General features: G+C 73.9%; 18 protein-coding genes and 2 tRNA genes. 2 read left to right on the plus strand and 18 right to left on the minus strand.

The window, feature by feature from the left end; genetic code table 11:
• Position 1: 1 nt before the first annotated feature.
• The 10 genes from ACYQ02_RS10220 to ACYQ02_RS10265 form a co-directional block, all read right to left on the minus strand.
• Positions 2-84 (minus strand) — tRNA-Tyr (locus ACYQ02_RS10220).
• Positions 85-191: 107 nt separating this feature from the next.
• Positions 192-263: transfer RNA gene (locus ACYQ02_RS10225), tRNA-Thr, on the minus strand.
• A gap of 199 nt (positions 264-462) precedes the next feature.
• Entirely contained in the window at positions 463-1146 is a 684-nt protein-coding gene (gene sigH / locus ACYQ02_RS10230) for an RNA polymerase sporulation sigma factor SigH (RefSeq protein WP_460040310.1), read from the minus strand.
• Positions 1147-1366: 220 nt separating this feature from the next.
• The gene (gene rlmB, locus ACYQ02_RS10235) at positions 1367-2380 is read right to left on the minus strand and encodes a 23S rRNA (guanosine(2251)-2'-O)-methyltransferase RlmB (RefSeq protein WP_460040311.1); all 1014 of its coding nucleotides are present in this window, start codon (positions 2378-2380) and stop codon (positions 1367-1369) included.
• Entirely contained in the window at positions 2377-3948 is a 1572-nt protein-coding gene (cysS, locus tag ACYQ02_RS10240; protein ID WP_460040312.1) for a cysteine--tRNA ligase, read from the minus strand. The genes rlmB and cysS overlap by 4 nt, the downstream gene beginning before the upstream one ends.
• 248 nt (positions 3949-4196) lie before the next feature.
• Positions 4197-5054 (minus strand): serine O-acetyltransferase, encoded by an 858-nt coding sequence (cysE, locus tag ACYQ02_RS10245; RefSeq protein ID WP_460040313.1) that lies wholly within the window; start codon positions 5052-5054, stop codon positions 4197-4199.
• An 888-nt stretch (positions 5055-5942) separates the two neighbouring features.
• Positions 5943-7208, minus strand: coding sequence for a septal ring lytic transglycosylase RlpA family protein (locus tag ACYQ02_RS10250; protein WP_460040314.1), 1266 nt, complete (start codon positions 7206-7208; stop codon positions 5943-5945).
• A 517-nt stretch (positions 7209-7725) separates the two neighbouring features.
• A complete protein-coding gene (ispF, locus tag ACYQ02_RS10255; protein WP_460040315.1) occupies positions 7726-9210 on the minus strand; it encodes a 2-C-methyl-D-erythritol 2,4-cyclodiphosphate synthase in 1485 nt (494 codons plus the stop codon).
• On the minus strand, positions 9207-10340 hold the full coding sequence (locus ACYQ02_RS10260) for a PIN/TRAM domain-containing protein (protein WP_460040316.1): 1134 nt from the start codon (positions 10338-10340) through the stop codon (positions 9207-9209). Before ACYQ02_RS10260 ends, ispF begins: the two co-directional genes overlap by 4 nt.
• Before the next feature lie 142 nt (positions 10341-10482).
• Positions 10483-11109: a CarD family transcriptional regulator gene (locus ACYQ02_RS10265; protein WP_460040317.1), complete on the minus strand. Its 627-nt coding sequence runs from the start codon at positions 11107-11109 to the stop codon at positions 10483-10485.
• Positions 11110-11564: 455 nt separating this feature from the next.
• Between ACYQ02_RS10265 and ACYQ02_RS10270 the strand changes: the two genes are divergently transcribed.
• Positions 11565-11960 carry a nucleoside triphosphate pyrophosphohydrolase family protein gene (locus ACYQ02_RS10270; RefSeq protein WP_460040318.1) on the plus strand — a complete coding sequence of 132 codons (396 nt, stop codon included), beginning with the start codon at positions 11565-11567 and terminating at the stop codon, positions 11958-11960.
• Positions 11961-12141: 181 nt separating this feature from the next.
• Here the strand turns inward: ACYQ02_RS10270 and sat are convergent, their stop codons facing one another.
• The 8 genes from sat to ACYQ02_RS10310 all read right to left on the minus strand — a co-directional run bounded on the left by sat (position 12142) and on the right by ACYQ02_RS10310 (position 22070).
• Complete coding sequence (gene sat / locus ACYQ02_RS10275) at positions 12142-13425, minus strand: sulfate adenylyltransferase (protein WP_460040344.1); 1284 nt, start codon at positions 13423-13425, stop codon at positions 12142-12144.
• An 81-nt stretch (positions 13426-13506) separates the two neighbouring features.
• Positions 13507-14229 (minus strand): phosphoadenylyl-sulfate reductase, encoded by a 723-nt coding sequence (locus ACYQ02_RS10280; protein ID WP_460040319.1) that lies wholly within the window; start codon positions 14227-14229, stop codon positions 13507-13509.
• A gap of 597 nt (positions 14230-14826) precedes the next feature.
• Positions 14827-15894 (minus strand): DNA integrity scanning diadenylate cyclase DisA, encoded by a 1068-nt coding sequence (gene disA / locus ACYQ02_RS10285; protein WP_460040320.1) that lies wholly within the window; start codon positions 15892-15894, stop codon positions 14827-14829.
• 78 nt (positions 15895-15972) lie between these two features.
• On the minus strand, positions 15973-17367 hold the full coding sequence (gene radA, locus ACYQ02_RS10290; RefSeq protein WP_460040321.1) for a DNA repair protein RadA: 1395 nt from the start codon (positions 17365-17367) through the stop codon (positions 15973-15975).
• Between the two features lie 45 nt (positions 17368-17412).
• Positions 17413-19923, minus strand: coding sequence for an ATP-dependent Clp protease ATP-binding subunit (locus tag ACYQ02_RS10295; RefSeq protein ID WP_460040322.1), 2511 nt, complete (start codon positions 19921-19923; stop codon positions 17413-17415).
• A 22-nt stretch (positions 19924-19945) separates the two neighbouring features.
• Positions 19946-21019 (minus strand): protein arginine kinase, encoded by a 1074-nt coding sequence (locus tag ACYQ02_RS10300; protein WP_460040323.1) that lies wholly within the window; start codon positions 21017-21019, stop codon positions 19946-19948.
• Positions 21020-21031: 12 nt separating this feature from the next.
• Positions 21032-21580, minus strand: a complete 549-nt coding sequence (locus ACYQ02_RS10305; protein ID WP_460040345.1) for a UvrB/UvrC motif-containing protein — start codon at positions 21578-21580, stop codon at positions 21032-21034.
• A complete protein-coding gene (locus ACYQ02_RS10310) occupies positions 21522-22070 on the minus strand; it encodes a CtsR family transcriptional regulator (protein WP_460040324.1) in 549 nt (182 codons plus the stop codon). The genes ACYQ02_RS10305 and ACYQ02_RS10310 overlap by 59 nt, the downstream gene beginning before the upstream one ends.
• A 299-nt stretch (positions 22071-22369) precedes the next feature.
• Between ACYQ02_RS10310 and ACYQ02_RS10315 the strand changes: the two genes are divergently transcribed.
• The coding region (locus ACYQ02_RS10315; protein ID WP_460040325.1) for an amidohydrolase family protein at positions 22370-23588 on the plus strand (1219 nt) is incomplete at its 3' end.

Below are 23588 nucleotides of genomic sequence, written 5' to 3' on the forward strand. Positions count from 1 at the left end.
GTGGAGAGGGCTGGATTCGAACCAGCGAAGGCGTAAGCCAGCAGATTTACAGTCTGCCCCGTTTGGCCGCTTCGGTACCTCTCCATGCCTCTGGCCCTTCGGCACTCCGGCCCGTCGGGCCGGCGCCTTGGAGCCGAACGCCGACTTCTATTATAGCAGGCCTGTCAAGCGACCCCGGGGAAGGCGATCGGAGCTGGCGGACGGATTCGAACCGACAACCTGCCGCTTACAAGGCGGCTGCTCTACCGTTGAGCTACGCCAGCACGGATCCAACCGCGACATCGATCATACCACGGGATCGGGCCGCCTGCAACCGTCCCGCGGAACCGCCGCCCGCAGCGGGTTCGCAGCGGGTTCCGAGGGCCGGCCGGTCGCGCCGCCGCGCCGGCCTTCAGCGCGCCACGCGCCACGGCGCCGGCCACCGGGCCCGGCGCCTTCTCCGAAGGGCCGCCGGCCCGGGCATCAAGCCCGGGCCGGCTGGTCCAGCTGCTGATTCCGCGTCTCGATGTACCGCTCGAGCTTCCGCTTCACCCGCTGCAGCGCGTTGTCGATGGATTTGACGTGCCGGTTCAGCTCGTCGGCGATCTCCTGGTAGGATTTCCCGTCCAGATAGGCGATGAGGACGCGCCACTCCAGCTCGCTGAGGATCTCGCCCATCTTCTGCTCGATGTCCCCGAACTCTTCCCGGCTGATGAAGAGCTCCTCCGGGTCGGTGACCCGGGAACCCGAGATGATGTCCAGCAAGGTCCGGTCCGAGTCCTCGTCGTAGATCGGCTTGTTCAGGGACACGTACGAGTTCAACGGGATGTGCTTCTGGCGCGTCGCCGTCTTGATCGCCGTGATGATCTGGCGGGTGATGCAAAGCTCGGCAAAGGCCCGAAAGGATGACAGCTTGTCGCTGCGAAAGTCCCGAATCGCCTTGTAGAGGCCGATCATACCCTCTTGAATGATGTCTTCCCGGTCGGCGCCCACCAAGAAGTACGAACGCGCCTTGGCGCGGACGAAATTCTTGTATTTGCCAATCAGGTATTCCAGCGCCTCCGGGTTTCCCTGCCGGGCGATTTCGACGATTTCCTCATCTTCCATATGATCCAGATCCCGTTCCACCAGCGAAGGGGCATGCGACTGGGCGTTCACCGTCTCCATCGCCTCCGTCAGACAGGGTCACGGCGGCTAGCGGGGTCCGCGCGCGACGGTGAGTTTGGTCGTGAGGGCGGGCACCCACAAACAGGTTTCAGCTAAAGGATATGCACGAAGTTGCGGAGATACCGACCGGTGATGACACCTTGGTGACGGAAAGATTCCTGGTCAGGATCGGCATGTGGACAAATCGCAAGGCCATTATACCGGCGGGGTTCGACAAGCGTCAAGGACGGTTGCCCACGGCTTCCGGGCCGTCCGCCGCCCGCCGGCGGCGCTGGCGCGCCGCCTCGAACAGCAGGACGCCGGCCGCCACGGACACGTTGAGGGAGGCCACCTGGCCGGCCATGGGGATGGAGACCCGCCCGTCGCAGTGGCGCAGCAAGAGGGGCGGCACGCCGCGGCCTTCGCTGCCCAGGATCAGGGCCGTGGGCTGGGTCCAGTCCCAGCGGTCGTAGGGCTCGGCGCCCTCCGGATCGGCCGCCACCACCCAGACCCCTTGCTCCTTGTAGCGGCGCACCACCTGGGCCAGGTTGGGTACCTGGGCCACGGGCAGGTGGACCAGGGCCCCGGCGGAGGTCTTGAAGACGGTGGGCCCCAGCGGCGCGCTGCGATGACGCGGCACCACGGCGCCGTGGGCGCCCGCCGCCTCGGCCGAGCGGAAGACCGCCCCCAGGTTGTGGGGGTCCTGGATCTCGGCGCAAATCACCACCAGGGCCGGCTCGCCCCGTCGCGCCGCACGCTCCAGGAGGTCCAGGGGATCGGGCGCCGGCAGCGGCGCCGCCAGGGCCAGGATGCCCTGGTGCCCTTCGGTCTGGGCGCGGCGCGCCAGCTCCGCCGGGTCGACCTCCGTCACCGCCACGCCCCGCTCCCGGGCCAGGTTCTCCACTTCCTCCAGGGACGCACCCCGCCGGCCCGCAGCCACGAAGATCCGGTGCACCGGGTGGCCGCTGCGCAGCAGTTCCAGCACGGGCTGCCGCCCTTCCACCTGGAGGAACCCGCCCTCCGGCACCCCCGCGGCCGCCGCCCGCCGCCGGCCCCGCCCGCCACCGGCCGTGGCCGGCGGCCGCGAAACCCCCGAGCTGCCGGCGCCCGCCGCCGGTGACGGCCACCCCTTGGAGCCGGCGCCGGAGGGGTGGGGCCGGCCGTCCGGCGCCGCCTTGCCGTCCCGGGCCCCGAGCGTCCCATCCCGGCGCCCCCTGCCGGCGCCGCGCCCGCCGCGCCGCCCGGGAGGCGTCATCCCCGGGCCCCCCCGACGACCCGCGCGCCCCGGCGCACCCGGGTCCCCGCCGGCGTGTCCTCCAACACGTACCCCAGGGCCGCCAGCCCGTCCCGGATGCGGTCGGCCAGCTGGTAGTCCCGGATGGAGCGGGCGTACTGGCGCACCTCCAGCAGCAGGTCCAGCAAGGCCTGGGCGTCGCCGGCCGGTTCCTCCGCCGCGGCGGTGCGGAAGAGGCGCAGGGGCCGGCCCAAGTCGCGCACCAGGTCCAGGGTGGCCTGGATCCACGCCCGGGGGCTGCCGGGTCCCAGCACCTTGTGCCCGTCCCGGGCCAGGGTGAACAGGGCCGCCAGGGCGTCGGCGGTGTTGAAGTCGTCGTCCATGGCCGCCTCGAACTCGGCTTTGGCCCGGGCCAGGCGCGCGGGCCAGTCCAGGCCCGGCGCCCCGGCCGCATCGGCCGGCTCTGGGGCCGCCGCCAGCCCCCCGCTGGCCGGGTCAGCCGGGCTTGCCGCGGGACCCGTCCCCGCCCGGCCGGTGGCGGGACCGGTCGCCGCCCGGCCGGCCGTCGCGGCCGGTTCGTCCCCTTCCGGTGCCACCCGCAGCAGGTGCTCCAGGTGGGCGAGGAAGTTGGCCAGGCGCTGGCGGGCGCGCTCCGCCTGCTCCAGGGCCTCGAGGCTGAACTCCAGCGGGTTGCGGTAGTGGGCGGAGAGGATGAAGAGGCGGATCGCCTCGGGGTGGAAGCGGGCCCGCAAATCCCGCACGCGCCAGAAGTTGCCCATCGACTTGCCCATGCGCTGGCCGCCCACCTGGACCAGGGCCACGTGCATCCAGTAGCGGGCGAAGGGCTTGCCGGTCGCCGCCTCGCTCTGGGCGATCTCGTTCTCGTGGTGGGGGAAGACCAGGTCGCTGCCGCCCGAGTGGATGTCGATGGTCTGGCCCAGCTCGTCCATGGCCATGGCCGAGCACTCGATGTGCCATCCGGGACGACCCGGTCCCCAGGGGCTGTCCCAGGCGGGCTCGCCCGGCTTCTGGGCCTTCCACAGGGCAAAGTCCAGCGGGTTCCGCTTGTTCTCCGCGGCCTCCACCCGGGCACCCGCCACCAGCTGCTCGGTGCGCTGGCCCGACAGCTTGCCGTAGCCGGGGAAGCGGGAGACGTCGAAGAACACGTCGCCGCCGGCCTCGTAGGCATAGCCCTGGTCGATCAGGCGCTGGATCAGCGCGATGATGGCGTCGATCTTCTCCGAGACCCGGGGATGGACGTCGGCGCGGACGATCCCCAGGGCGTCGGCGTCCTCGAAGTAGGCCCGGATCTGCTCGTCGGCCAGCTCCTTGACCGTGATGCCGCGCTCCGCCGCCCGGCGGATCAGCTTGTCGTCGATGTCGGTGAAGTTCTGGATGTAGCGGACCCGGTAACCCCGGTACTCCAGCCAGCCGCGCACCACGTCGAAGAACAGGAACGTGCGCAGGTTGCCCACGTGGAAGTAGTCGTAGACCGTGGGCCCGCAGTTGTACATGCGCACCCGGCCGGGTTCCAGGGGTTCGAAGGTCTCCTTGCGGCCCGTCAAGGTGTTGTAGATCTGGATGGCCATGCTCGTCCCCTTCCTCCGCTGCGCGGCCGGAGCCCGCGGCCCGGCCCCGGCCGTCGAACTGCCGCCCTTGCCACCGGCCCCGGTTCGGCCGCCTTCCCGCCCCTGCCGCCGGGCACCGGTAGGCCCGCCTTCCCAGCCCTGCCGCGGGGCCCCGGTGGGCGTGCTTTCCCGGCCCTGCCGCCGGGCCCCGGGGCGCCTGGCACCCCATGATCCTCAGCGGCCCTCCCGGCTGGTCCCGGGCCGCCGGCCTAGCCGCCGCAGGTGGCGCCGGCGGCGCACCGGCCGCGTTCGTCCCCCTGGGCGGCCCTGGCGTCCGCGGGACCGGTCGCCCCATGGGACCAGGGGCGCGCCGAACCACCGTCCCCGCCGTGGCCCCCACTGGAGCCCGCCGGTGCCGGTCCGCCCGGCCGTCCCGGCGACGCCGGGTCTCCCGCCGCCTCCCGGGCCGCCGCCGCCCGCTCCTGCTCCAGGGTCAGGAGGCGGTGCTCCAGGTCCTCCACGTAGTCTTGCAACCGCTGGATGGCCTCGGACACCGGATCCGGCAGTTCGCCGTGGTTCAGGTCGACGCCCACCCGGCGGCCGTCCCGGATCACCACCTTGCCGGGGATGCCGACCACCGTGCAGTTGGGGGGGACGGGCTTGACGACCACGGCCCCGGCGCCGATGCGGCTGTTGTCGCCGATGGTGATGGCGCCCAGCACCTTGGCCCCCACCCCCACCAGGACGCCGTTGCCCAGGGTGGGGTGCCGCTTGCCCCGTTCCTTGCCGGTGCCGCCCAGGGTGACGCCCTGGTAGATGGTGACGTCGTCGCCGATCTCCGCCGTCTCCCCGATGACCACGCCCAGGCCGTGGTCGATGAAGCACCGCCGGCCGATGCGGGCCCCGGGATGGATCTCGATCCCCGTCACCCAGCGGGAAAAGTGGGAGATGCCGCGGGCGATGAAGTACAACCGGCGCCGGTAGAACCAGTGGGCGATGCGGTGCATCCACAGCGCGTGCAGCCCCGGATAGAAGAAGATCACTTCCCAGACGGACCGGGCCGCCGGGTCGCGCTCGAAGACCACCTGGATCTCTTCCCGCAGGCGCTCCAGCAGGCGGTGCAGCATGGGCTCCACCCCCGAATGAAGAAAGGCCCTTCCGCCCCTTCAGAGGCGGGAGGGCCCGCGGTTCCACTCTGATTGGGTGCCGGACCGGTGGCGGGACCGCCGGTCACCCCACTCCTGCCGGTTCCCGGACCGCGGTGCCGGGCCGTGGGACACGGCCGGCCGCCGCGGCGCCCCGCCCTGGCGGGATCCGGCAGCACCCGATAACGGTGGGCCTCCGGCGACGCCTACTGGGCCGGCCCACGACCCCTGAGGGGGGCCAACCGGCCGGTGGAACCGGCCGGCGCGCCGGCCGTTGGGCGCGCAGCTTCCGGGTGCACTTCGGCGACGCCCCAACCGGGGACCGCTTGCAGCCGGCGACGGTCCCTCTCTGGCGGCAGGACGCCCCTACTCTCCCGTTCCTTGCCTTTGCCCGTCGTCTTCCCCGCCGCCCTCAGGCCGTGGCCCGGCGGGCCAGCCCTTGCCCGGCCCTTGCCGGGAGCCGGGCCGGCTGCCTGGAAACGGCGGGTTTGCCGCCATTATATCGGCGCCCGCGTCCGGGGGTCAACGCGGCCGGCGCCCGGGACCGCGGGGCAGAAGCCGGCGGCCGCTGCCGGGACCGCTTGCAGACGCGCGCGGCCCGCGCGGCCTGTGCCTCTGCCCGGGACTGTGGGTAGAAGCGCGCGGCCTGTGCCTCTGCCCGGGACTCCGGGTAGAGGCGCGCGGCCTGTGCCGGGAGCTCGGGCAGAAGCGCGTGGCGGAACCGCGCGGCCAAACCCCGCGGCAGACGGCGGGGCCACGGGGGCTTGGCGGGGCCAGCGGGGGCACCGGGGACGCCGGGGTCCGGGCGCCGGCGACACCGCCAGCAATCCCGGGGCCCCGGGCGACGCCGGTGGAAGGGGACGCCCTCCGTCAGCCGCCCCAGCGCAGGACCCGGTACACCACCCGGGCGACGCCCGCCGAGATCATCCCCAGGGCCTCGGCGGCAGCCTCCGACAGGTCCAGGTCCCGGCCTTCCACGTACGGCCCCCGGTCGTTGATGCGGACCTGCACGCTGCGGCCCGTCTCCGGGTACATCACCAGCAGCACGGTGCCGAAGGGCATGGTGCGGTGGGCGGCGGTCATCTCCCGGCCGGTGTAGGTCTCCCCGCTGGCCGTCGGCCGGCCGTAGAAGCCCGGCCCGTACCAGGAGGCCACCGCCGGGATCCACTCCCCTCCGCCCGCGTCCCCGGCTCCGCTGGAGCCGCCGTTCCGGTCGCCGGTGGCGGCGGGCTCCGTGGTCCGCTCTGCCCCGCCGCCATCCCGGTCGCCGGAGCCTGTGCCATCGCCGGAGCTCGCGCCCTGGCCTTCGGCCGGAGCCCCCTGGGCGCCGGCCTCCGCTCCCTGGGCCGGTTCGTCCGAACCCGGGTTGGCGGGCTCGCCGTCGCCCGCCCCTTGCAGGGCCGCTTCGGCCCGCTGGGCGGGGTCGGGGATCAGCGACAGGGGCTCGGGCAGCGGCTGGGCGCTGGCCACCGCGGCCCCGCCGGGCGGGCTCGCGTCCCCGCCGGAAGGCGCCGGGAGCCCGGCGATGAGGCCATCGCCCGCGGGGGCCGCCGGGCCGCCGGCCCGCGGGCCGTCCACCGCGGCACCCGGCGCCGGCGGGACGATCGGGCCGGTTCCACCACCCGCCAGGGCGGTGGGAGCGCCGGCCAGGCTCGAAAGGGTTGCAAGGTCCGGCAGCCCCGGCAGTCGCGGGACCAGCCGGCCCAGGTCCGCCGGGTCGATCCAGGCCCCCCCATCGCCGGCGGATTCGGTCGGGGGCCACCAGCCGGCCAGCGCCCGGCCCAGATCGCGCCAGACGGGGTCGCCTGCCGCGGCCCGCGTGGCCACGGCGTCCCGGAGGTCGACCAGGGCGTCGTCCAGCTGGGGCAGGGCGTGCCGGCCCCACTCCATGAGGTCCCCGGTCGCCCCTCGCCACTGGGTCCGGGCGTCCTCCGCCAGGAAGGCGGCAAACTCGTCCAGGCGCTGCACCTGGTCGAACCAGTCGACGGCCCAGCCGCTGGCGGCCGCCACCGCCGTCGCCCCGGCGGGGCGGGGGGGCGGAGCCGTCGCCGGCCAGGCACCACCGGCAGCGGCCCCCATGGCCAGCAGGCACAGGATGGCCCGCACGGCCCGCCCGAGGGCCCTTGCCGTCTGCATCGGAACTCACCCTCCCCATCACGGGGCGCCACGGCAACCCGGAGGCCGGCCGCGCAGCCCACCGCACGGCCGGCCGGGCGACCGGCGGGCCGGGACGAACCGGCCCGCCGCGCCGGCCGGGTGGAACCCTGCCATGGTGCCCCCTGCCGCTGCTGGCACATTGCGCCAGCAAGGGCAAGTTTGGCCGGGGAAGGCGGCATCTATTCCTGCGGGAACTTGACCGCGTCCTGCACCTGCCGGGACTCAAGGGGGGAGTGGCCGGGCACCGGACCGCCCGGGTGGGCGCGGCGGCCCGGCCGCCGGAGCCAGACCCGGGGGCCAGCCGTTGTCATGGCGGCTTTGGGTGGCGCGTCGGAGGGTGGGGAGCGGGATCGGGTCCAAGGGTGGGGGGACCGGTCGGGGGCAGGGGCGGCTGTGCATCCCCTTCAGGGCGGCCGATCGCCGGGTGGGCCGGTCCGGTCCAGGGGACACGGGCGCCCGTCGCCCCCGGCCCGGGGCTGCGGGAACCATCCGGCGATCACGCCGGGGCGTCCGGTGGCCGCCGCACCACGACGCCCACCGCCAGGGCGGCCACGCCTTCCTTCCGCCCGGCGAAGCCGAGGCCTTCGTTGGTCGTGGCCTTGATGCCCACCGCCTCCGGGGGTAGGCCGAAGGCCGCGGCCACCGCCTGCCGCATCGCCTCCACATGGGGGGCCAGGCGCGGCGTCTCGGCCACCACCGTCACGTCGACCTGGGCGGGCTCCCAGCCCCGCTGCCGCAACAGGGTTGCGACGTGGGCGGCCAGCCCCGTGCTGGGAGCCCCGGCCCAGCGCGGGTCCCCGGGGGGGAACCAGTGACCGATGTCGGGCAGCCCGGCCGCCCCCAACAAGGCGTCCATGGCCGCGTGCAGCACCACGTCGGCGTCGGAGTGTCCCTCCAGGCCGCGCTCGGAGGGGATCGCCACCCCGCCCAGGACCAGCGGGCGGCCCGGGACGAACCGGTGGACATCGTAGCCCAGGCCGATGCGGAAGGGCAGGAGGGGGGCACCGGCGGTGCCCGCGCTGCCGGTTGCGCCGGTCTCCCCGGCCTGGCGCAGCCACTGCTCGGCGACGGTAAAGTCCCCCGGCCAGGTGAGCTTTAGGTTGGCCGGGTCCCCTGCCACCACGGCCACGGGCACCCCCAGCCGCTCCAGCAGGGCGGCGTCGTCGGTGAACCCGCGCCACCCCCGTTGCCGCGCCTGGCGGTGGGCGGCCAGCAAAAGGTCCAGGCGGAACCCCTGGGGCGTCTGCACCGCCCGCAGCCGCTCCCGGGGCAAGGTGGCGACGACCCACTCCACCGGCGCCGGCGGAGAACCGGCCCTTCCGCCGGTGCTCTCGCCGTCGCTCCCGCCAGCGCTCCCGCCAGCCACCGGGTCGCCCGCGGCAGCAGGGTGATCCCCGGCCGCCGGACCGTCCCCGGCGGGGGACCTGCCCGCACCGGCCCCGGCGGCAGGGGGACGGCCACCGACCTCCTTGATCGTGTCCCCCACGGGCACCGCCGGCACCGCCGCCCCGTGACGGCGGGCCGCCTCCAGCACCCGCCGGATCAGGCCGGGCCCCGCCAGGGGCCGGGCGGCATCGTGCACCAGCACCCAGCGGGGCGGCCGGGGGCCGGCCGCCAGCCGCTCCAGGGCGGCGTACACCGAATCCTCCCGCTCCGCCCCGCCGTCGACCAGGGCGACGTCCAGGCCGGCGGGAAGCCGGGGTTCCACCCGGGCCTCCCACAAGGGACGGTCCTCCGGGCGCAAGGCGACCACCGCCCGGCGCACACCGGCGGCCCAGAGGGCCTCCAGGGAACGGGCCAGCACGGGGCGCCCCGCCAGGTCGCGGAAGACCTTGTTCATCCCGCCCCCCAGGCGGGTGGAGCGCCCGGCGGCGGGGACCAGCGCGGCGACCTCGGTGGCCAGCGGACCGGGCACCCCTTCGGCCCCGCCCCCGCCGGCCACGGCCCCGGGGCCGGCGGCCGGTTCGTCCCACCCCGTCACGGCGCCGCCCGCCCCATCACCCGGGGCCGGGCGAAGATCATGCGACCGGCGGCGGTCTGCAACACCGTGGAGACCTCCACGTCGATGCGCTGGCCGATGTAGCGCTTGCCGCCCTCGACCACGATCATGGTGCCGTCGTCGAGGAAGCCCACGCCCTGGCCGGCCTCCTTGCCCTCCCGGATGATCTGGACCTCCATGGACTCGCCGGGCAGGACCACGGGCTTGACCGCGTTGGCCAGCTCGTTGACGTTCAGCACCGGCACGCCCTGCAGCCCGGCGATCTGGTTCAGGTTGTAGTCGTTGGTGACCACCTTGCCGCCCAGCTGGCGGGCCAGGCGCAACAGCTTGCTGTCGACGTCGTCCCCTTCCACGTCGCCCTCGTAGATCTCCACCGGCACGGGCGACTCCTGCTGGATGCGGCGCAGGATCTCTAGGCCCCGGCGGCCGCGGTTGCGCCGCAGGGTGTCCGCCGAGTCGGCGATCCGGCGCAGCTCCTCCAGGACGAAGCCGGGGACCACCAGGGTTCCCTCCAGGAACCCCGTCTCCACCACGTCGGCGATGCGCCCGTCGATGATGGCGCTGGTGTCCAGCACCTTGTACGACCCCTGGGGCCGGGCGGCCCGCTCCCGGTCCCGCTCCCGGTCCCGCTCGCGCTCCCGCTCCCGGTCGCGGCCGGGCCGGGGGAAGGCGGCCAGCAGGTGGACCAGGTCGTCCCGGCGCTTGACGGCCACCACGGCGCCGAGGTAGCCCAGCAGCACCGCAAAGATGGGAGGCAGCAGGGGCCCGACCAGCGGGACCAGCTCCAGCGGCCCGCTGAGCAGGTTGGCGATGACCAGCCCGGCCATCAGACCCAGGACACCGGCCAGGGTGTCCTGGATCGGGGTCCGCACCAGGCGGGATTCAACCCACTGGGTGAACTGCACCACCTGCTGCCAGATGCGCAGGGCCGCCGCGTACCCGCCGAGCCCGCCGAGCAACAAAAAAAGCACCATGATTCCGTACGTCCACTGGCGGGGCAGCTCGGCCAGGATCTGCAGCGACTCCTGCTGCAGCAGCCCATAGTAGGCCAGCCCGAAGCCGCCCAGGGCGCCCAGGACGGCGAAGGCCAGCCGGATGGACCGCATGCGCACGCCTCTCGCCTCCTTTCCGGCGGTTTGCGCACCGGGCGGCCGGCCGGGCGGTCCGGCGGCCCGGCATCCCTTCCACAGGTACTTTCGCCGCGCCCCAAGCCTTTGGGCGGGTGCGTGGCAGTCCCTGGTGGGTGCAGTTCGATTATAAGGAATCGGCGGAGGCGCCGGCGCCCGCCGGTCCCCCTTCCCCGCCGCCCGGGGCTTCGAGGTCCCCGCCACCCGTGGGTCCGGGTTCCCCGGCGCCGGCAGGTTCGGGCTCCCCGCCGCTGGCCGGTTCAGGCTCCGCGCCAGCGGCGTCCAGCTGCCGCTCCACCAGGGCGTCGGCCGCATCCCGGCCGATGCCGCTGGCCAGGGCCAGCTCGCTGACCAGGATCTGGCGCGCCTGATCCAGCAGGCGCCGCTCGCCGCCCGAAAGGCCCCGGCTCTTGAGGCGGGCGCTGAGGTTGCGCACCACGGCGGCCACTTCCAGGATGTCGCCGCTGCGCAGCTTGTCGGCGTGTTCCCGGTAGCGGTGGTTCCAGTTGGAATCCAGGGGTGGTGGCGCGTCGCGCAGGGACTCCAGCACCGCCGGCACCTGCTCGGCGGGGATGACCGGGCGTAGACCGCTCTGCTCGGCGGTGGCGGTGGGGATCATCACCTGCATGTCCCCCACCGGCAGGCGCAGGATGTAGTAACAGTGGCGCTCGCCCAGGACCTCCCTCTCCTCGATGGCCTCGATGACCCCGGCGCCGTGCATGGGGTAGACCACCCGGTCTCCGACCTGGAACACCGGCTCACCTCCCGTGGCGGGGCGGGGTGGCCCGCCGCCCGCCTCCCCAGTGTACACCAAAGGGAACTGCGCCGGCAAAAAGATTGAATTTATCACCCCCATGAACGCCCGTCAACAGACCGGCCGGGTGCCGGCTCCGCCCCCCGCCCGCGGTCCCAGCGCCCCCTGGGCCCCAGGCCGGCAGGAAGCCGGCGGAGCCCCGGCGTCTCGGGGCAGCGCCCGGGTGCAACGGCCGGGCCCTGCGTCCCCAGCCCCCGGCTCGCGGTACCCGTACGGGCGCGGGTCGGCTCAGGCTCCCCCACAGCTGCCGGCCCCCGCGCTGGGTGCCGCCGGTCGCCCGGGGGTGGTCCGGCCTGGAAGGGGGACGGCGGGCCAGCCTTCGTTGACGCGCCTTTCCCGGCCCGCCTATAATAGCGCCAGGCCGTGGGGATGCCCGTGCAAGAGGGGTGACGCGGTTGAAGGACTTGTTGGTGGATGAATTTCAACACGCGGTGGCCGATTGCCTCATCCGTCACCGCAGCGTGTTGGACGTCCTCTCGAAGTTTCAGGAAGCCAACGCCCGCGTACACCGTGCCGTGGCCAAGGCCGTGACCAGTTGCGGTTGTATCAGCATCCACGCCCAGCGGCCGCAGATTCCCGCCCAGAGCACCCTGCGCGATCTGAAGAGCTACATGGACGACCACATCGACGGGAGCCTGTGCGAGAGCTGCCGCGAGGTCCTCGAAGAGGAGCTTGGCAAGCAGCTTTTTTATTTGGTCGCCCTGTGCAACCTGTTCGACATCAACACCTTCGACCTCTTCATCAAGGAAAACCGCAAGCTCTCGACCCTGGGCATGTACCACATCTCCTGAGCTCTCCTGGGCCCGCAGGGGCCCGGGGGCCATGGGGCCCCATGAATCCCGGGCCGGGCCGGCGGGTCACCGGAACCCCGCACCCGGCCCAAGACGCGGCGGGCGGGGCGACGCCCTTGGGGGTGTCGCCCCGCCCGCCCGTGGCTGCGGGGTGTCCCTGGTTCCTCCTGGTCCGCCGGGCTCAGCGGCCCGCCCCCTGAGCAAGGGCATCGCGCAATAGCACCGCCACCTCCGGCCGGGTGAACTCGGGAGGCGGCAGCTCGCCGGCCCGCAACATGGCCCGCACCCGCGTCCCGCTCAGGTGGAGACGGTCTTCCGGCGGGTGGGGGCAGGTCTTGACCGTCGCCATGGCGCCGCAACGCCGGCAGTAGAAGGCGTGCTCGAAGCGCAGGGGCACGACGCCCAGCTCGTCCCGGTCGAAGCGGTCGAAGATGCGGTGGGCGGCGTAGGGGTCGTAGTAGGCGCCGACCCCGGCGTGGTCGCGCCCGACGATGAAGTGGCTGCAGCCGTAGTTCTTCCGGATCAGGGCGTGGAAGACCGCCTCCCGCGGGCCCGCATAGCGCATGGCGGCGGGGAAGGCGGCCAGGACCACCCGCTCCGGCGGGTAGTAGGCCTGCACGGCGACCCGGTAGCTCTCCAGCACCACGGGCCGGGGCAGGTCGTCGGCCTTGGTCTCGCCCACCAGCGGGTGCAGCAGCAGCCCGTCGACCATCTCCAGGGCACACTTCTGCAGGTACTCGTGGGCCCTGTGCAGCGGGTTACGGGTCTGGAAGCCGGCCACCAGCCGCCATCCCCGCTGGGCGAAGCGGCGCCGGGTCTCGGCCGGCTCCAGCACCCAGTCGCGGGCCCAGGTGGCCTGCCGCTCGAAGACCACCACGGGCCCGCCGGCACACCAGTCGCTCTCGCCCAGCAGGCGGGCCACCCCGGGGTGGTTCGGGTCGGCGGTGCCGAAGACCAGCACGGCCTCCCGCTCCCGATCCCGCCGGAAGACCTCCCGCACCTCCATCACGCCGCACGCCCGGCCGTCGCCGTCGACCAGGAGCACGGCCTGGGCCCGGCGCACGTCGTCCACCTGCTCCGGCGGGACCGACAGCACCACGGGCAGGGACCACGGCAACCCCGACGCCAGCCGCAGGTCGCCGACGCAGCCCTCATAATCGGCGGCGGTCATGAAGCCGTCCAGGGGGCTCAGGGCGCCGATGGCCAAAAGTTCCAGGTCGGACCGCTCGCGGGCCGACAGCGCCAGCTGCGGCAGGCCCCGGGCCAGGGCCTCGGCCCGCCGCTCCGCCGCCTCCGCCGGATCATCCACCAGGCGCCGGCACAGACGGCCCCCGTGGGGCGGCACCAGCCCGTCGCCCGCTTCCCGCGCGGTCCCGGGCACGGTCCCGGGCGGGGCACCGGGCCGCCCCCGGCCCCGGGCCGCCGCCTGTTCCTCCAGTTCCCGGCGGGTTCCTCCGGTTCCCATGCTCACCCCTCAACCTCCTCTGGTACACCTGGTGCACCGCGGTCCGCACCGCGGGATCCCCGCCACGAGCGGCGCCGCCCCTCACGCATGGAGGCCGCACTCGGTCTTGGCGAACCCGGCCCAGCGGCCGGCCCGCGGATCCTCCCCCGGAGCCACCGGCCGGGTGCACGGCGCACAGCCGATGCTGGGATAGCCCCGGTCGTGCAGGGGGTTGTAGGGCACCCCGCGGCGGAGGATGTAGTCCCACAGCTGGCTGCGGGTCCATCGGGCCAGGGGGTTCACCTTGATCAGCCCGAAACGGCGGTCCACCTCCACCACCGGGGCGTTGGCCCGCTGGGGAGTCTGCTCCCGGCGGATGCCGGTCACCCAGGCGTCGAAGCCGGCCAGGAAGCGCTGCAGGGGCTCCACCTTGCGCAGGCGGCAGCACAGGTCGGGGTCCCGCTCCCACAGCTTGGGGCCGTAGCGGGCCGCCTGTTCCTCCAGGGTCAGGGCCGGCCGGACGGCCACGGGCTCGATGCCGTAGTACTCCGCCACCCGCTGACAAGTGGCGTAGGTCTCGGGGAAATGCAGGCCGGTGTCCAGGTAGAACACGGTCACCGCCGCCAGCTTGCCGGCCGCCGCCGCCATGTCGATCAGGGCCACGTCTTCCGCCTGAAAGCTGCAGGCCAGGGCCAGGCGGCCCGGGAAGCGGTCCAGGGCCCAGCCCAGGATGGACTGGGGCGGCGCCTCCTCCAGGGACCGGGCCAGCGAGACGACCTCCTCCTCCGGCAGGGCCAGGGGGCGCGGGGCCTGCGCGTCGGCCAAGGTCTCCACCTCCCAAGGTTGGCGAACCGCGTCCGGTCCGGCGCGACCGCCGTCCCGCCGCGCCCCGGGCCCGGGAGGGCCCGGCGGGGCCGGAACGGGCGGCCGGTGGCGGCCGGTCGCGGTGGGGTGGGCGGGCCCACGACCCGGCGGCGGGCCGGCGAGCACCGGCGGATCAGGCTGGCGCCGAAAGCCCGCCAGGCGACAACCGGGGGTGGGCCGGGACAGGGCCGGCACCGAACCGGGCGGGCGCCGGCAGGGAACCGGCGGCACCGGCGGCGGGCCGGGCGCGCACCGGCCGCAGACCCGGTGGACCCCGGTGCCCGGCCATGGGAGCACCGGCGGCAGGCCGGGCAGGCGCCCGCGGCCACCCGCATTAGCCTAGTGCCGACCGGGGGCAAAGGTGCAGGGAGGCGCGGCGATGGCCCAAACCCAGCGGCGAGTCGTGTCGCCGCCAGGCGCGCCCTGCGCCGCCCTGGGGACGGCCGGGCCGGGAGGTGGAAGGGAAATGGCCCGGCGGGCATCGGGAAGGCATGGGGGGAGCGGAGCCGGCCCAGGACGTGGCCGGCGGCCCCGCCGGGCGGCGGCAGGGCGGGCCGGTCAATGGCGCCGCTCCAGGAAGGCCTGGTCCTGGAGCCGGCGCAGGCCGTCCTTGATGGCCCGGGCGCGGACGCCGCCGATGCCCTCGACCTCGTCCAGCTGGTCGACGGTGGCGGCCAGGATCCGCGGCAGGGACCGGAAGTGGCGGACCAGGTTCTCGACCACGGCCGCCGGCAGGCGGGGGACCTTGTGGAGGATGCGGTAACCGCGGGGCGTCAGCGGCGCCTCGTCGCCCTCCTGGACGGCATAGCCCAGGCAGCGGACCACCGCCGCCCGCTGGGGCAGTTCCTCCGGGGCCAGCTGGTGCAGGGCGGCCAGCGCCTCCCCCTCCGCCTCGGGGTCGGCCACGTAATCCCGCACCACCAGCCGGTACTCCTCCTCCAGCCCGCTCAGCAGCTCCTCCAGCTGGAGGCGCACCAGGCGACCCTCGGTGCCCAGCTCCACCGCATAGCCCTCGATCTCGCGGCCGATGCGGCGCACCTGCTCCGCCCGGCCCAGCACGTAGCCCACGTCACCGGCCGTCACCAGGTCCTCGAACTCCAGCACCGTCAGGTGCCCCAGGGCCTGGAGGAACACGGCCCGGTAGCGCTCCAACGTGCCCAGAGCCTGGTTCGCCTTGGCCAGCATCAGGGCGGGGTCGCGCAGCACGTAGCGCAGGTCGCCGCGGTAGACGGTGATGACGTTGCGGCGCTGGGAGATGGCGATCACCAGGGCGCCGGTCTGGCGGGCCATGCGCTCGGCCGTGCGGTGGCGGATGCCCGTCTCGAAGGACATCACCCGCGGGTCGGGGATCAACTGGACGTTAGCCCGGACGATGCGGCGGCCGTCGGAGGAGAGGATGATGGCGCCGTCCATCTTGGCCAGCTCGTAGAGGTGGGCCGGGGTGAGCTCCACGTCCAGCTCGAAGCCCCCCGAGCACAGCTCCATCACCTCGGGCCCGTCGCCCACCACGATGAGGCCGCCGGTGCGGGCCCGCAGGATCTGGTCGAGCCCCTCCCGCAAGCGGGTCCCCGGCGCCAGGCGGCGCAGGGCGGCCATCAGGTTCTCCGGGACCTGATCGGCGGTCATGGCACCCTCCTCGTTCCTGCGGCGGGCGGGGAGCGGCCTGGAGGGGCCGTCGCCCCTTGCCGCCGGCGGGACCGCGCCCTAGCCGACGGTGGCGGCGATGGCCTCCTCCACCCGCTGCACCGGGATCAGCTCCAGGTCGCCGGCCAGGGCCGCCAGGGCCGGCGTCAGGTTGCCCCGGGGCAGGACGACCCGGCGGAAGCCCAGCCGCTGCGCCTCGCGGACCCGCTCCTCCATGCGCTGCACCGATCGCACCTCGCCCGCCAGCCCCAGCTCGCCGACCACCACGGCTTCGGCGTCCGCCGGCCGGTCCCGGTGGCTGGACGCCAGGGCCACCGCCAGGCCCAGGTCCAGGGCCGGCTCGTCCACCCTCAGCCCACCCGCCACCTTCAGGTACACGTCGCAACCGCCCAGGTGGAGGCCGGCGCGCTTGTCCAGCACCGCCAGCACCAGGGCGGCGCGGCCCAGATCGAGGCCGGTCGCCACCCGCCGGGGGTTGCCGTAGGGCGCCGGGGCCACCAGGGCCTGGATCTCCACCAGCAGCGGCCGGGTCCCCTCCACCGCGGCCACCACGGCCGAGCCCGCCGCGCCCCGGGGCCGCTCGGACAAGAGCCGGGCCGACGGGTTGGTCACCTCGGCCAGGCCCCGGTCCTGCATCTCGAACAGGGCGATCTCGTGGGTCGCCCCGAAGCGGTTCTTGATGGCCCGCAAGAGGCGGTAGGCGTGGTGGGCCGGGGATTCGAAGTAGAGCACGGCGTCGACCATGTGCTCCACCACCCGGGGGCCGGCGATGGTGCCCGCCCGGGTGACGTGGCCCACCAGGACCAGCACCACCGGCAGGCGCTTGGTCACCGCCAGGAGCAACGCGGCGCTCTCCCGCACCTGGCTGACGCTACCCGGCGCCGACGCCACCTCCGGGTGGGCCAGGGTCTGGATCGAGTCGATCACCGCCAGGGCCGGCTGGTAGCGGCCAATGGCCTCGGCCGCCTGGAGGGCGTCGGTGGTGGGCAACACCGCCAGGTCCGGGGCCAGGGTCCCCAGCCGTTCCGCCCGCAGCCGCACCTGGGCCGCCGACTCCTCCCCGGTCACGTAGAGGACCGGCAGGCCCCGGGCAGCCAGGTGCTGGGAGACCTGCAGAAGGAGGGTCGACTTGCCCACGCCGGGGTCGCCGCCCACCAGCACCACCGACCCGGGGACGAACCCGCCCCCCAGCACCCGGTCCAGCTCGGCCATGCCGGTCTGGAGCCGGGGCTGCTCGGCCGCCGGCACCTGGTGGAGGGCGATGGGCTCCAGGGGCTCCCGGGCCGCCGCCAGGACGCCGGCCAGGGCATGGCCGCGGCGCCCGCCGCTACCGGCGGGCGCCGCGGCCCGTTCCTCCACGAAGGTGTTCCAGGCTCCGCAATCTGGGCAGCGGCCCAGCCACTTGGCACTGGTGTGGCCGCAGGCCTGACAGGTGAAGACGGTGCGTGGGGCCACCGCCGTCCTCCTTCCGCCCGGGGCGGCTGCCCGCCGCCGGTTGCGTCACTGGGCCGCCGGTTCGTCCGCGCCGGCCGGCCCGTCGGGGCCCGCCGCGCCCGCGGTCGCCGCCGCCGCCACCTTCTCGCCCCGGCGGAAGACGATCCGGCCCTCGGCGTCCACGTCGACCACCACGGTGTCGCCCTCCTGGAAGCGGCCGGCCAGCATCTCCTCCGAGAGCGGGTCCTCGACCAGCCGGGTGATGGTGCGGCGCAGGGGCCGGGCGCCGTAGACGACGTCGGAGCCCTCCTTGACCAGCTTGCGCTTGGCCGCCTCGGTGACCTCCAGCTCCAGGCCGTGCTCCTTGAGCCGGTCCGCCACCCGCTTGAGCATCAGGTCGACGATCTTCATCAGGTGCTCTTCCGTCAGGGCGTGGAAGACGATCAGCTCGTCGATCCGGTTCAGGAATTCCGGCCGGAAGGTGCGCTTGACCTCGTCCATGATCTTCCGCTTCATGTCCTCGTAGTCGGGCGCCTCCTGGTCGGCGGCCTGGAAGCCGACCCGGGTCTGCCGGCGGATCAGGTCGGCGCCGACGTTGGAGGTCATGATGATCACCGTGTTGCGGAAGTCCACGGTGCGCCCCTTGGCCTCGGTCAGGCGCCCCTCCTCCAGGATCTGCAGCAGCACGTTGAAGACCTCGGGGTGGGCCTTCTCGATCTCGTCGAACACCACCACCGAGTAGGGCCGGCGGCGGACCTGCTCGGTCAGCTGGCCGCCCTCCTCATACCCCACGTACCCGGGCGGCGAGCCCACCAGCCGGGAGACCGTGTGCCGCTCCATGTACTCGGACATGTCCAGGACGATCATGGCGTCCTCGTCGCCGAAGAGGGCTTCGGCCAGGGCCTTGGCCAGCTCCGTCTTGCCGACGCCCGTGGGCCCCAGGAAGATGAAGGAGCCGATGGGCCGCCGCGGATCCTTGAGGCCGGCCCGCGCCCGGCGGATGGCCCGGGCCACGGCCCGGACGGCGTCGTCCTGGCCGACGATGCGCTCGTGCAGCACCTCTTCCAGCTTGAGCAGCCGCTCGCTCTCCGCCTGCTCCAGCCGGCGCACGGGGATGCCGGTCCAGTTGGAGACGATCTGGGCGATGTCGTCGGCGGTCACCACGATCTTCTCGTTCAGCTGCTGCTGCTGCCACTCGTTCTTCTTGCGCTCCAGCTCCTCGACCAGCTTCTGCTCCTGGTCCCGCAGGTTGGCGGCCTTCTCGAACTCCTGGGACTGGACGGCCGCCTCCTTCTCCTTGCGGATCTCCTCCAGGCGCTGCTCGATCTCCTTGAGCTCGGGCGGCGCCACGAAGGCCTGCAGGCGCGCCCGGGAAGCCGCCTCGTCGATCAGGTCGATGGCCTTGTCGGGCAGGAACCGGTCGGTGATGTAGCGGTCGGCCAGCTTGACCGCGGCCACCAGGGCCTCGTCGGTGATCTCCACCCGGTGGTGGGCCTCATACCGGTCCCGCAGGCCGCGCAGGATCTGGATCGCGTCCTCGACGCTGGGTTCCTCCACCATGATGGGCTGGAACCGGCGCTCCAGGGCGGCGTCCTTCTCCACGTGCTTGCGGTACTCGTCCAGCGTGGTGGCGCCGATGGTCTGCAGCTCGCCCCGGGCCAGGGCCGGCTTGAGGATGCTGGCCGCGTCGATGGCGCCCTCGGCGGCGCCGGCGCCGATAATGGTGTGCATCTCGTCGATGAACAGGATGATGTTGCCGGCCCGCCGGATCTCATCCATGACCTTCTTCAGGCGCTCTTCGAACTCACCGCGGTACTTGGAGCCGGCCACCAGGGCCCCCAGGTCCAGGGCAACCACCCGCCGGTCCTTGAGGATCTCCGGCACCTTGCCCTCGGCGATGCGCTGGGCCAGGCCCTCCACGATGGCCGTCTTGCCCACGCCCGGCTCGCCGATCAGCACCGGGTTGTTCTTGGTGCGGCGGGAGAGGATCTGGATCACCCGCTCGATCTCCTTGTCGCGACCGATGACGGGGTCCAGCTTGCCCTCCTCGGCCATCTGGGTCAGGTCCCGGCCGAAGTTGTCCAGCACGGGGGTCGTGCTCTTCTGCCGGCGCTGGCGGGCGGCGGGGGTTGGCGCGGCCGTGCCGCCCAGCAGCTTGATCACCGTCTGGCGGACCCGGTCCAGGTCGGCGCCCATGTTCTCCAGGACCTTGGCCGCCACGCCCTCACCTTCCCGGATCAGCCCGAGGAGGATGTGCTCGGTGCCCACGTAGTTGTGGCCCAGCAGCCGGGCCTCCTCCGGCGCCAGCTCCATGACCACCTTCTTGGCCCGCGGCGTGTAGCCGATCTCGCCCTGGATCGGGCCGTTGCCGCGGCCGATGATCTTCTCCACCTCGGCCCGCACCTGCTCCAGGTTGATGCCCAGGCTCTGCAGCGCCTTGGCGGCGATGCCCGTGCCCTCCCGGATCAGGCCGAGCAGCAGGTGCTCCGTGCCGACGTAGTTGTAGTTCAACCGGCGCGCCTCTTCCTGGGCCAGCAGGATGACCCGCTGGGCCCGCTCGGAATACCGGCCAAACATCTGGCGGACCCCCCTCCACCGGTCACTGGGTAGTTTTCCGAAGGGACGCGGCGATCCTCTCCCGAATCAGCCGGGCGCGCCGCAGGTCCCGTTCCCGCGCGTCCAACTCCTTCCCCGCCAGCTGCTGGAGGCAGGCCGGGCGGGTGAGGACGATCAGCTCCCCGAACACCTCCGGCCGCACGTGGGAGAGGATGTTCAGGTCGATGCCCAGGCGCAGGTCCGAGAGCAGCCGGATCGCCTCCTCCGAGGACATCGACCAGGCGTTGGTCAGCAGGCCGTAGGCCCGCATCACCCGGTCCTTGATCCCGTCCTCGTTCTCCCGGTAGAGCCGCTCCCGGGTGCTGCGCTCCTGGTCCAGCAGCTGCCGGGTGAACCCGATCAGGTTGTCGATCAGCTCCTCCTCCGACGGCCCCAGGGTGATCTGGTTGGAGACCTGGAAGACGTTCCCCAGGGCCTCGGTGCCCTCGCCGTAGAGCCCGCGGACCACCACGCCGACCTTGCCCAGCTGGCTGAGGAACCGGCCCGCCTGCCGCGCCAGCACCAGCCCGGGCAAATGGACCATCACCGACGCCCGGATCCCCGTGCCCAGGTTGGTCGGGCAGGTGGTGAGGTAACCCCGCTCCTCGTCGAAGGCGTAGCGGACGTGGGCCTCGATCACGTCGTCGACCCGGGTGGCGATGGCCCAGGCCTCGTGGAGCTGCAGGCCGCCCAGCAGGCACTGGATGCGCAGGTGGTCCTCCTCGTTGACCATGATGCTGACGGACCGGTCCTCGTTGAGGATCACCGCCCCGGTGGCCGCGTTCCGGGCATGCTGGGGGCTGATCAGGTGCTGTTCCACCAGCACCCGGCGCTCCAGGGGGCTGAGATCGGCCATGCGCAGCAGGGTGAAGCGCCCGAAGCCCGCCGCCGACAGGGGCTCGATCACGCCCTCCAGCAGGCTGATGATCTCCTGGCCCTGTTCCGGCCCCAGCAGGGTGGGGAAGGGGTAGTCCTCCAGGTTACGGGCCAGGCGGATCCGGCTGGAGAGCACCAGGTCCGCGGCGGGCCCGCCGCCCTCCATCCAGCGCACCCGCTGGACGCCAGGGTTTGCCGTCATGTCCGGTCCCTCCTAACGGCCCGGCGCTGCGCCGGTCCCGGCCCCACCGGCCCGGCCGTCGCCGCCCCGCACCCGGGCTTCCAGCTGGCGGATCTGGTCCCGCAGCCGCGCGGCTTCCTCGTACTCCTCCCGGGCGACCGCCTCCCGCAGCCGGGCCCGCAGTTGCTCCAGCTGGCGCCCCAGCTGGACCCGGGCGCCGGCGTGGGACGGCACCTTCCCGGTGTGACGAACCTGCCCCTGGATGCGGCGCAGCACGGGCTCCAGCTGGTGGCGGAAATCCTCGTAGCAGTGGCTGCAGCCCAGGAGCCCCGTGCGGGCGAACTCCCGGTAACGCAGGCCGCACCGGGAGCAGCGCAGGTCCTGCACCGCCCCCGCCGGCGGCTGCCAGCCCTCTAACAGGCCCGCCAGCAGGTTGTGGATGGAGAACTGGGGCTCGAAGAAGAACTCGTGCTCGTGCCGCTGGGCGCAGTGGGCGCACAGGTGGCGCTCGGTCTTCTTCCCGTTAACGATCTGGGTCAGGTGCACCGTGGCCTTGCGCTGCCCGCACTCGTCGCAGAGCATCGCCACCGCCTCCGTCTTCCCGGCTCGACTGACCGCCCTTCAACAGCTCCAGCACCATGGCCTTGAGCAGCCGGGCCCGGACCACGTCCCGCCAGGGCAGCTCCACGGCCAGGGTGTTCCGGTCCACGGCCGCCCGCATCAGCGCCGCCTCGCGGCGGCCGGCGATGCCCTCCTCCTCCAGCCGCGCGATCAGGGCCTCGGCGCCATCCTGGTCGATCATGTCGCCGACCCAGCGGTCCAGCAGGGACAAGAGGTCCCCCCGGCCCGCCAGGGGCAGCCGCACGATCCGGATGAACCCGCGGCCCCCGCGGCGGCTCTCGATCACGTACCCGGCCGCCGGGGTGAAGCGGGTCTCCAGCACGTAGTTGATCTGGGACGGCGCGCAGGCGAAGCGGGCCGCCAGCTCGCTGCGCTGGAGCTCGAGCACGCCGCCCGCCCGCTCCAGCTCCCGTTTGAGATATTGCTCAATCAGGGAACACAGCGATGCCATGGCTCCTCCTCCCGGCGGATGCCTGAACCGGTGCGCCGGCCCGTCCCGATCCGGCGGCCGGGCCGGGCCGGGTCGGTGTTTTGACTATCTTTGACCTTTCGCCCCTATTATAGGGATCCCCCAACCCCGCCACAAGGGGGCAAGCCTGGTGAGGCCCTCCGGCGGCTGCCAGCCGCCGCCAGGTAGGGCCGGCAGGGACCGGCCGCCCGGCCCCCGAAACCAGGGGCGAAACCATGGGGTCGAACCCGCTCCAGGCCCTGGCCTGGAACGCGAACGCCTTCGGGAGGAGATGTTCACCCGTGCCTTTTGCGCCCCGCCCGCCTCTGGCCCAGCCCGATCCGGATCCCGATCCGCCCGCTCCGGCGCCGTGGGGTCCGCCGGACCCGGACGCCGCGCCCGACGGGTCCCCCGTCCCGCCGGAGGTGCCGGCGGTCGCCGCCCGCCGTGCCCCGGGACGGGCGGGGCAGCGCTGGTGGGTTCCGGTGATGCTGGCGCTGCTGATCCTCGCCCTGGTGGGCGGCGGGACCTACTGGGCCTGGGCGGCGGGCCGCCAGGCCGGTTCGTCCGCGGACCTGCGCCCGGCGGCAACGGGTTCGGAGGCCCACCCCACCCCAGCAGAGGGTGCCCCGGCCGGCAGCGGGCAACGGCAGCCAGGGACCACCCCCGCCGCGGGCGGGGCTGCGGGCGGGCACGGGCCGGGCGGGCCGGCCGCGCCGGGCGGCGCCGCCGGTTCCACCGGCGCCGGGGGTCCTGCGGCGGGGAGCGCGGGTAGCCCCGGGCAGGCCGCGGGTCCCGGTGGGGACGGGCAGCCCGGTGGCGCTGGCCCGCAGGCCGGCGGCGACCCGGGCCCGGCGGCCGGGGGACCGGAGTACGACCTGCTGATCCGGGGCGGGCTGGTGGTCGACGGCAGCGGCCGGCCCGCCTTCCGGGCCGACGTGGCCGTCCGGGGCGATCGGATCGCGGCCGTGGGCCACCTGGAGGGCGCCCGGGCCAGGCGGGTCGTGGACGCCACGGGCCGGGTCGTGGCACCCGGCTTCATCAACGCCCACTCCCACACCTACGAGTACGTGGCCACGGTGCCGGGGGGCGACGCCGACCTGCTGCAGGGCATGACCACGGTGATCGGCGGGGTCGACGGCCGCTCGCCCATGCCCCTGGGGCCCTTCCTCCAGCGGTTGGAGCGCCAGGGCGCCGGGACCAACCATGCCCTGTTCGCCGGCCACGGCAGCCTCAGGGCGGCGGTGATGGGCACGGCCCAGCGGGCGCCGTCGCCGGCGGAGCTCCGGGCCATGGCCCGGCTGCTGGAACGGGCGATGGAGGACGGCGCCCTGGGGCTGTCCACGGGGCTCGAGTACGTGCCGGGCCGGTACGCCCGGACGGAGGAGATTGTCGCCCTGGCCCGGGTGATCGCTCCCTACGGGGGCATCTACTCGACCCACATGCGCAGCGAGGGCGACGCCATCGTCCAGGCGCTGGAGGAGGCCCTGACGGTGGGGCGGGAGGCCGGCGTGGCCGTCG

The organism is Thermaerobacter litoralis (assembly GCF_054654595.1).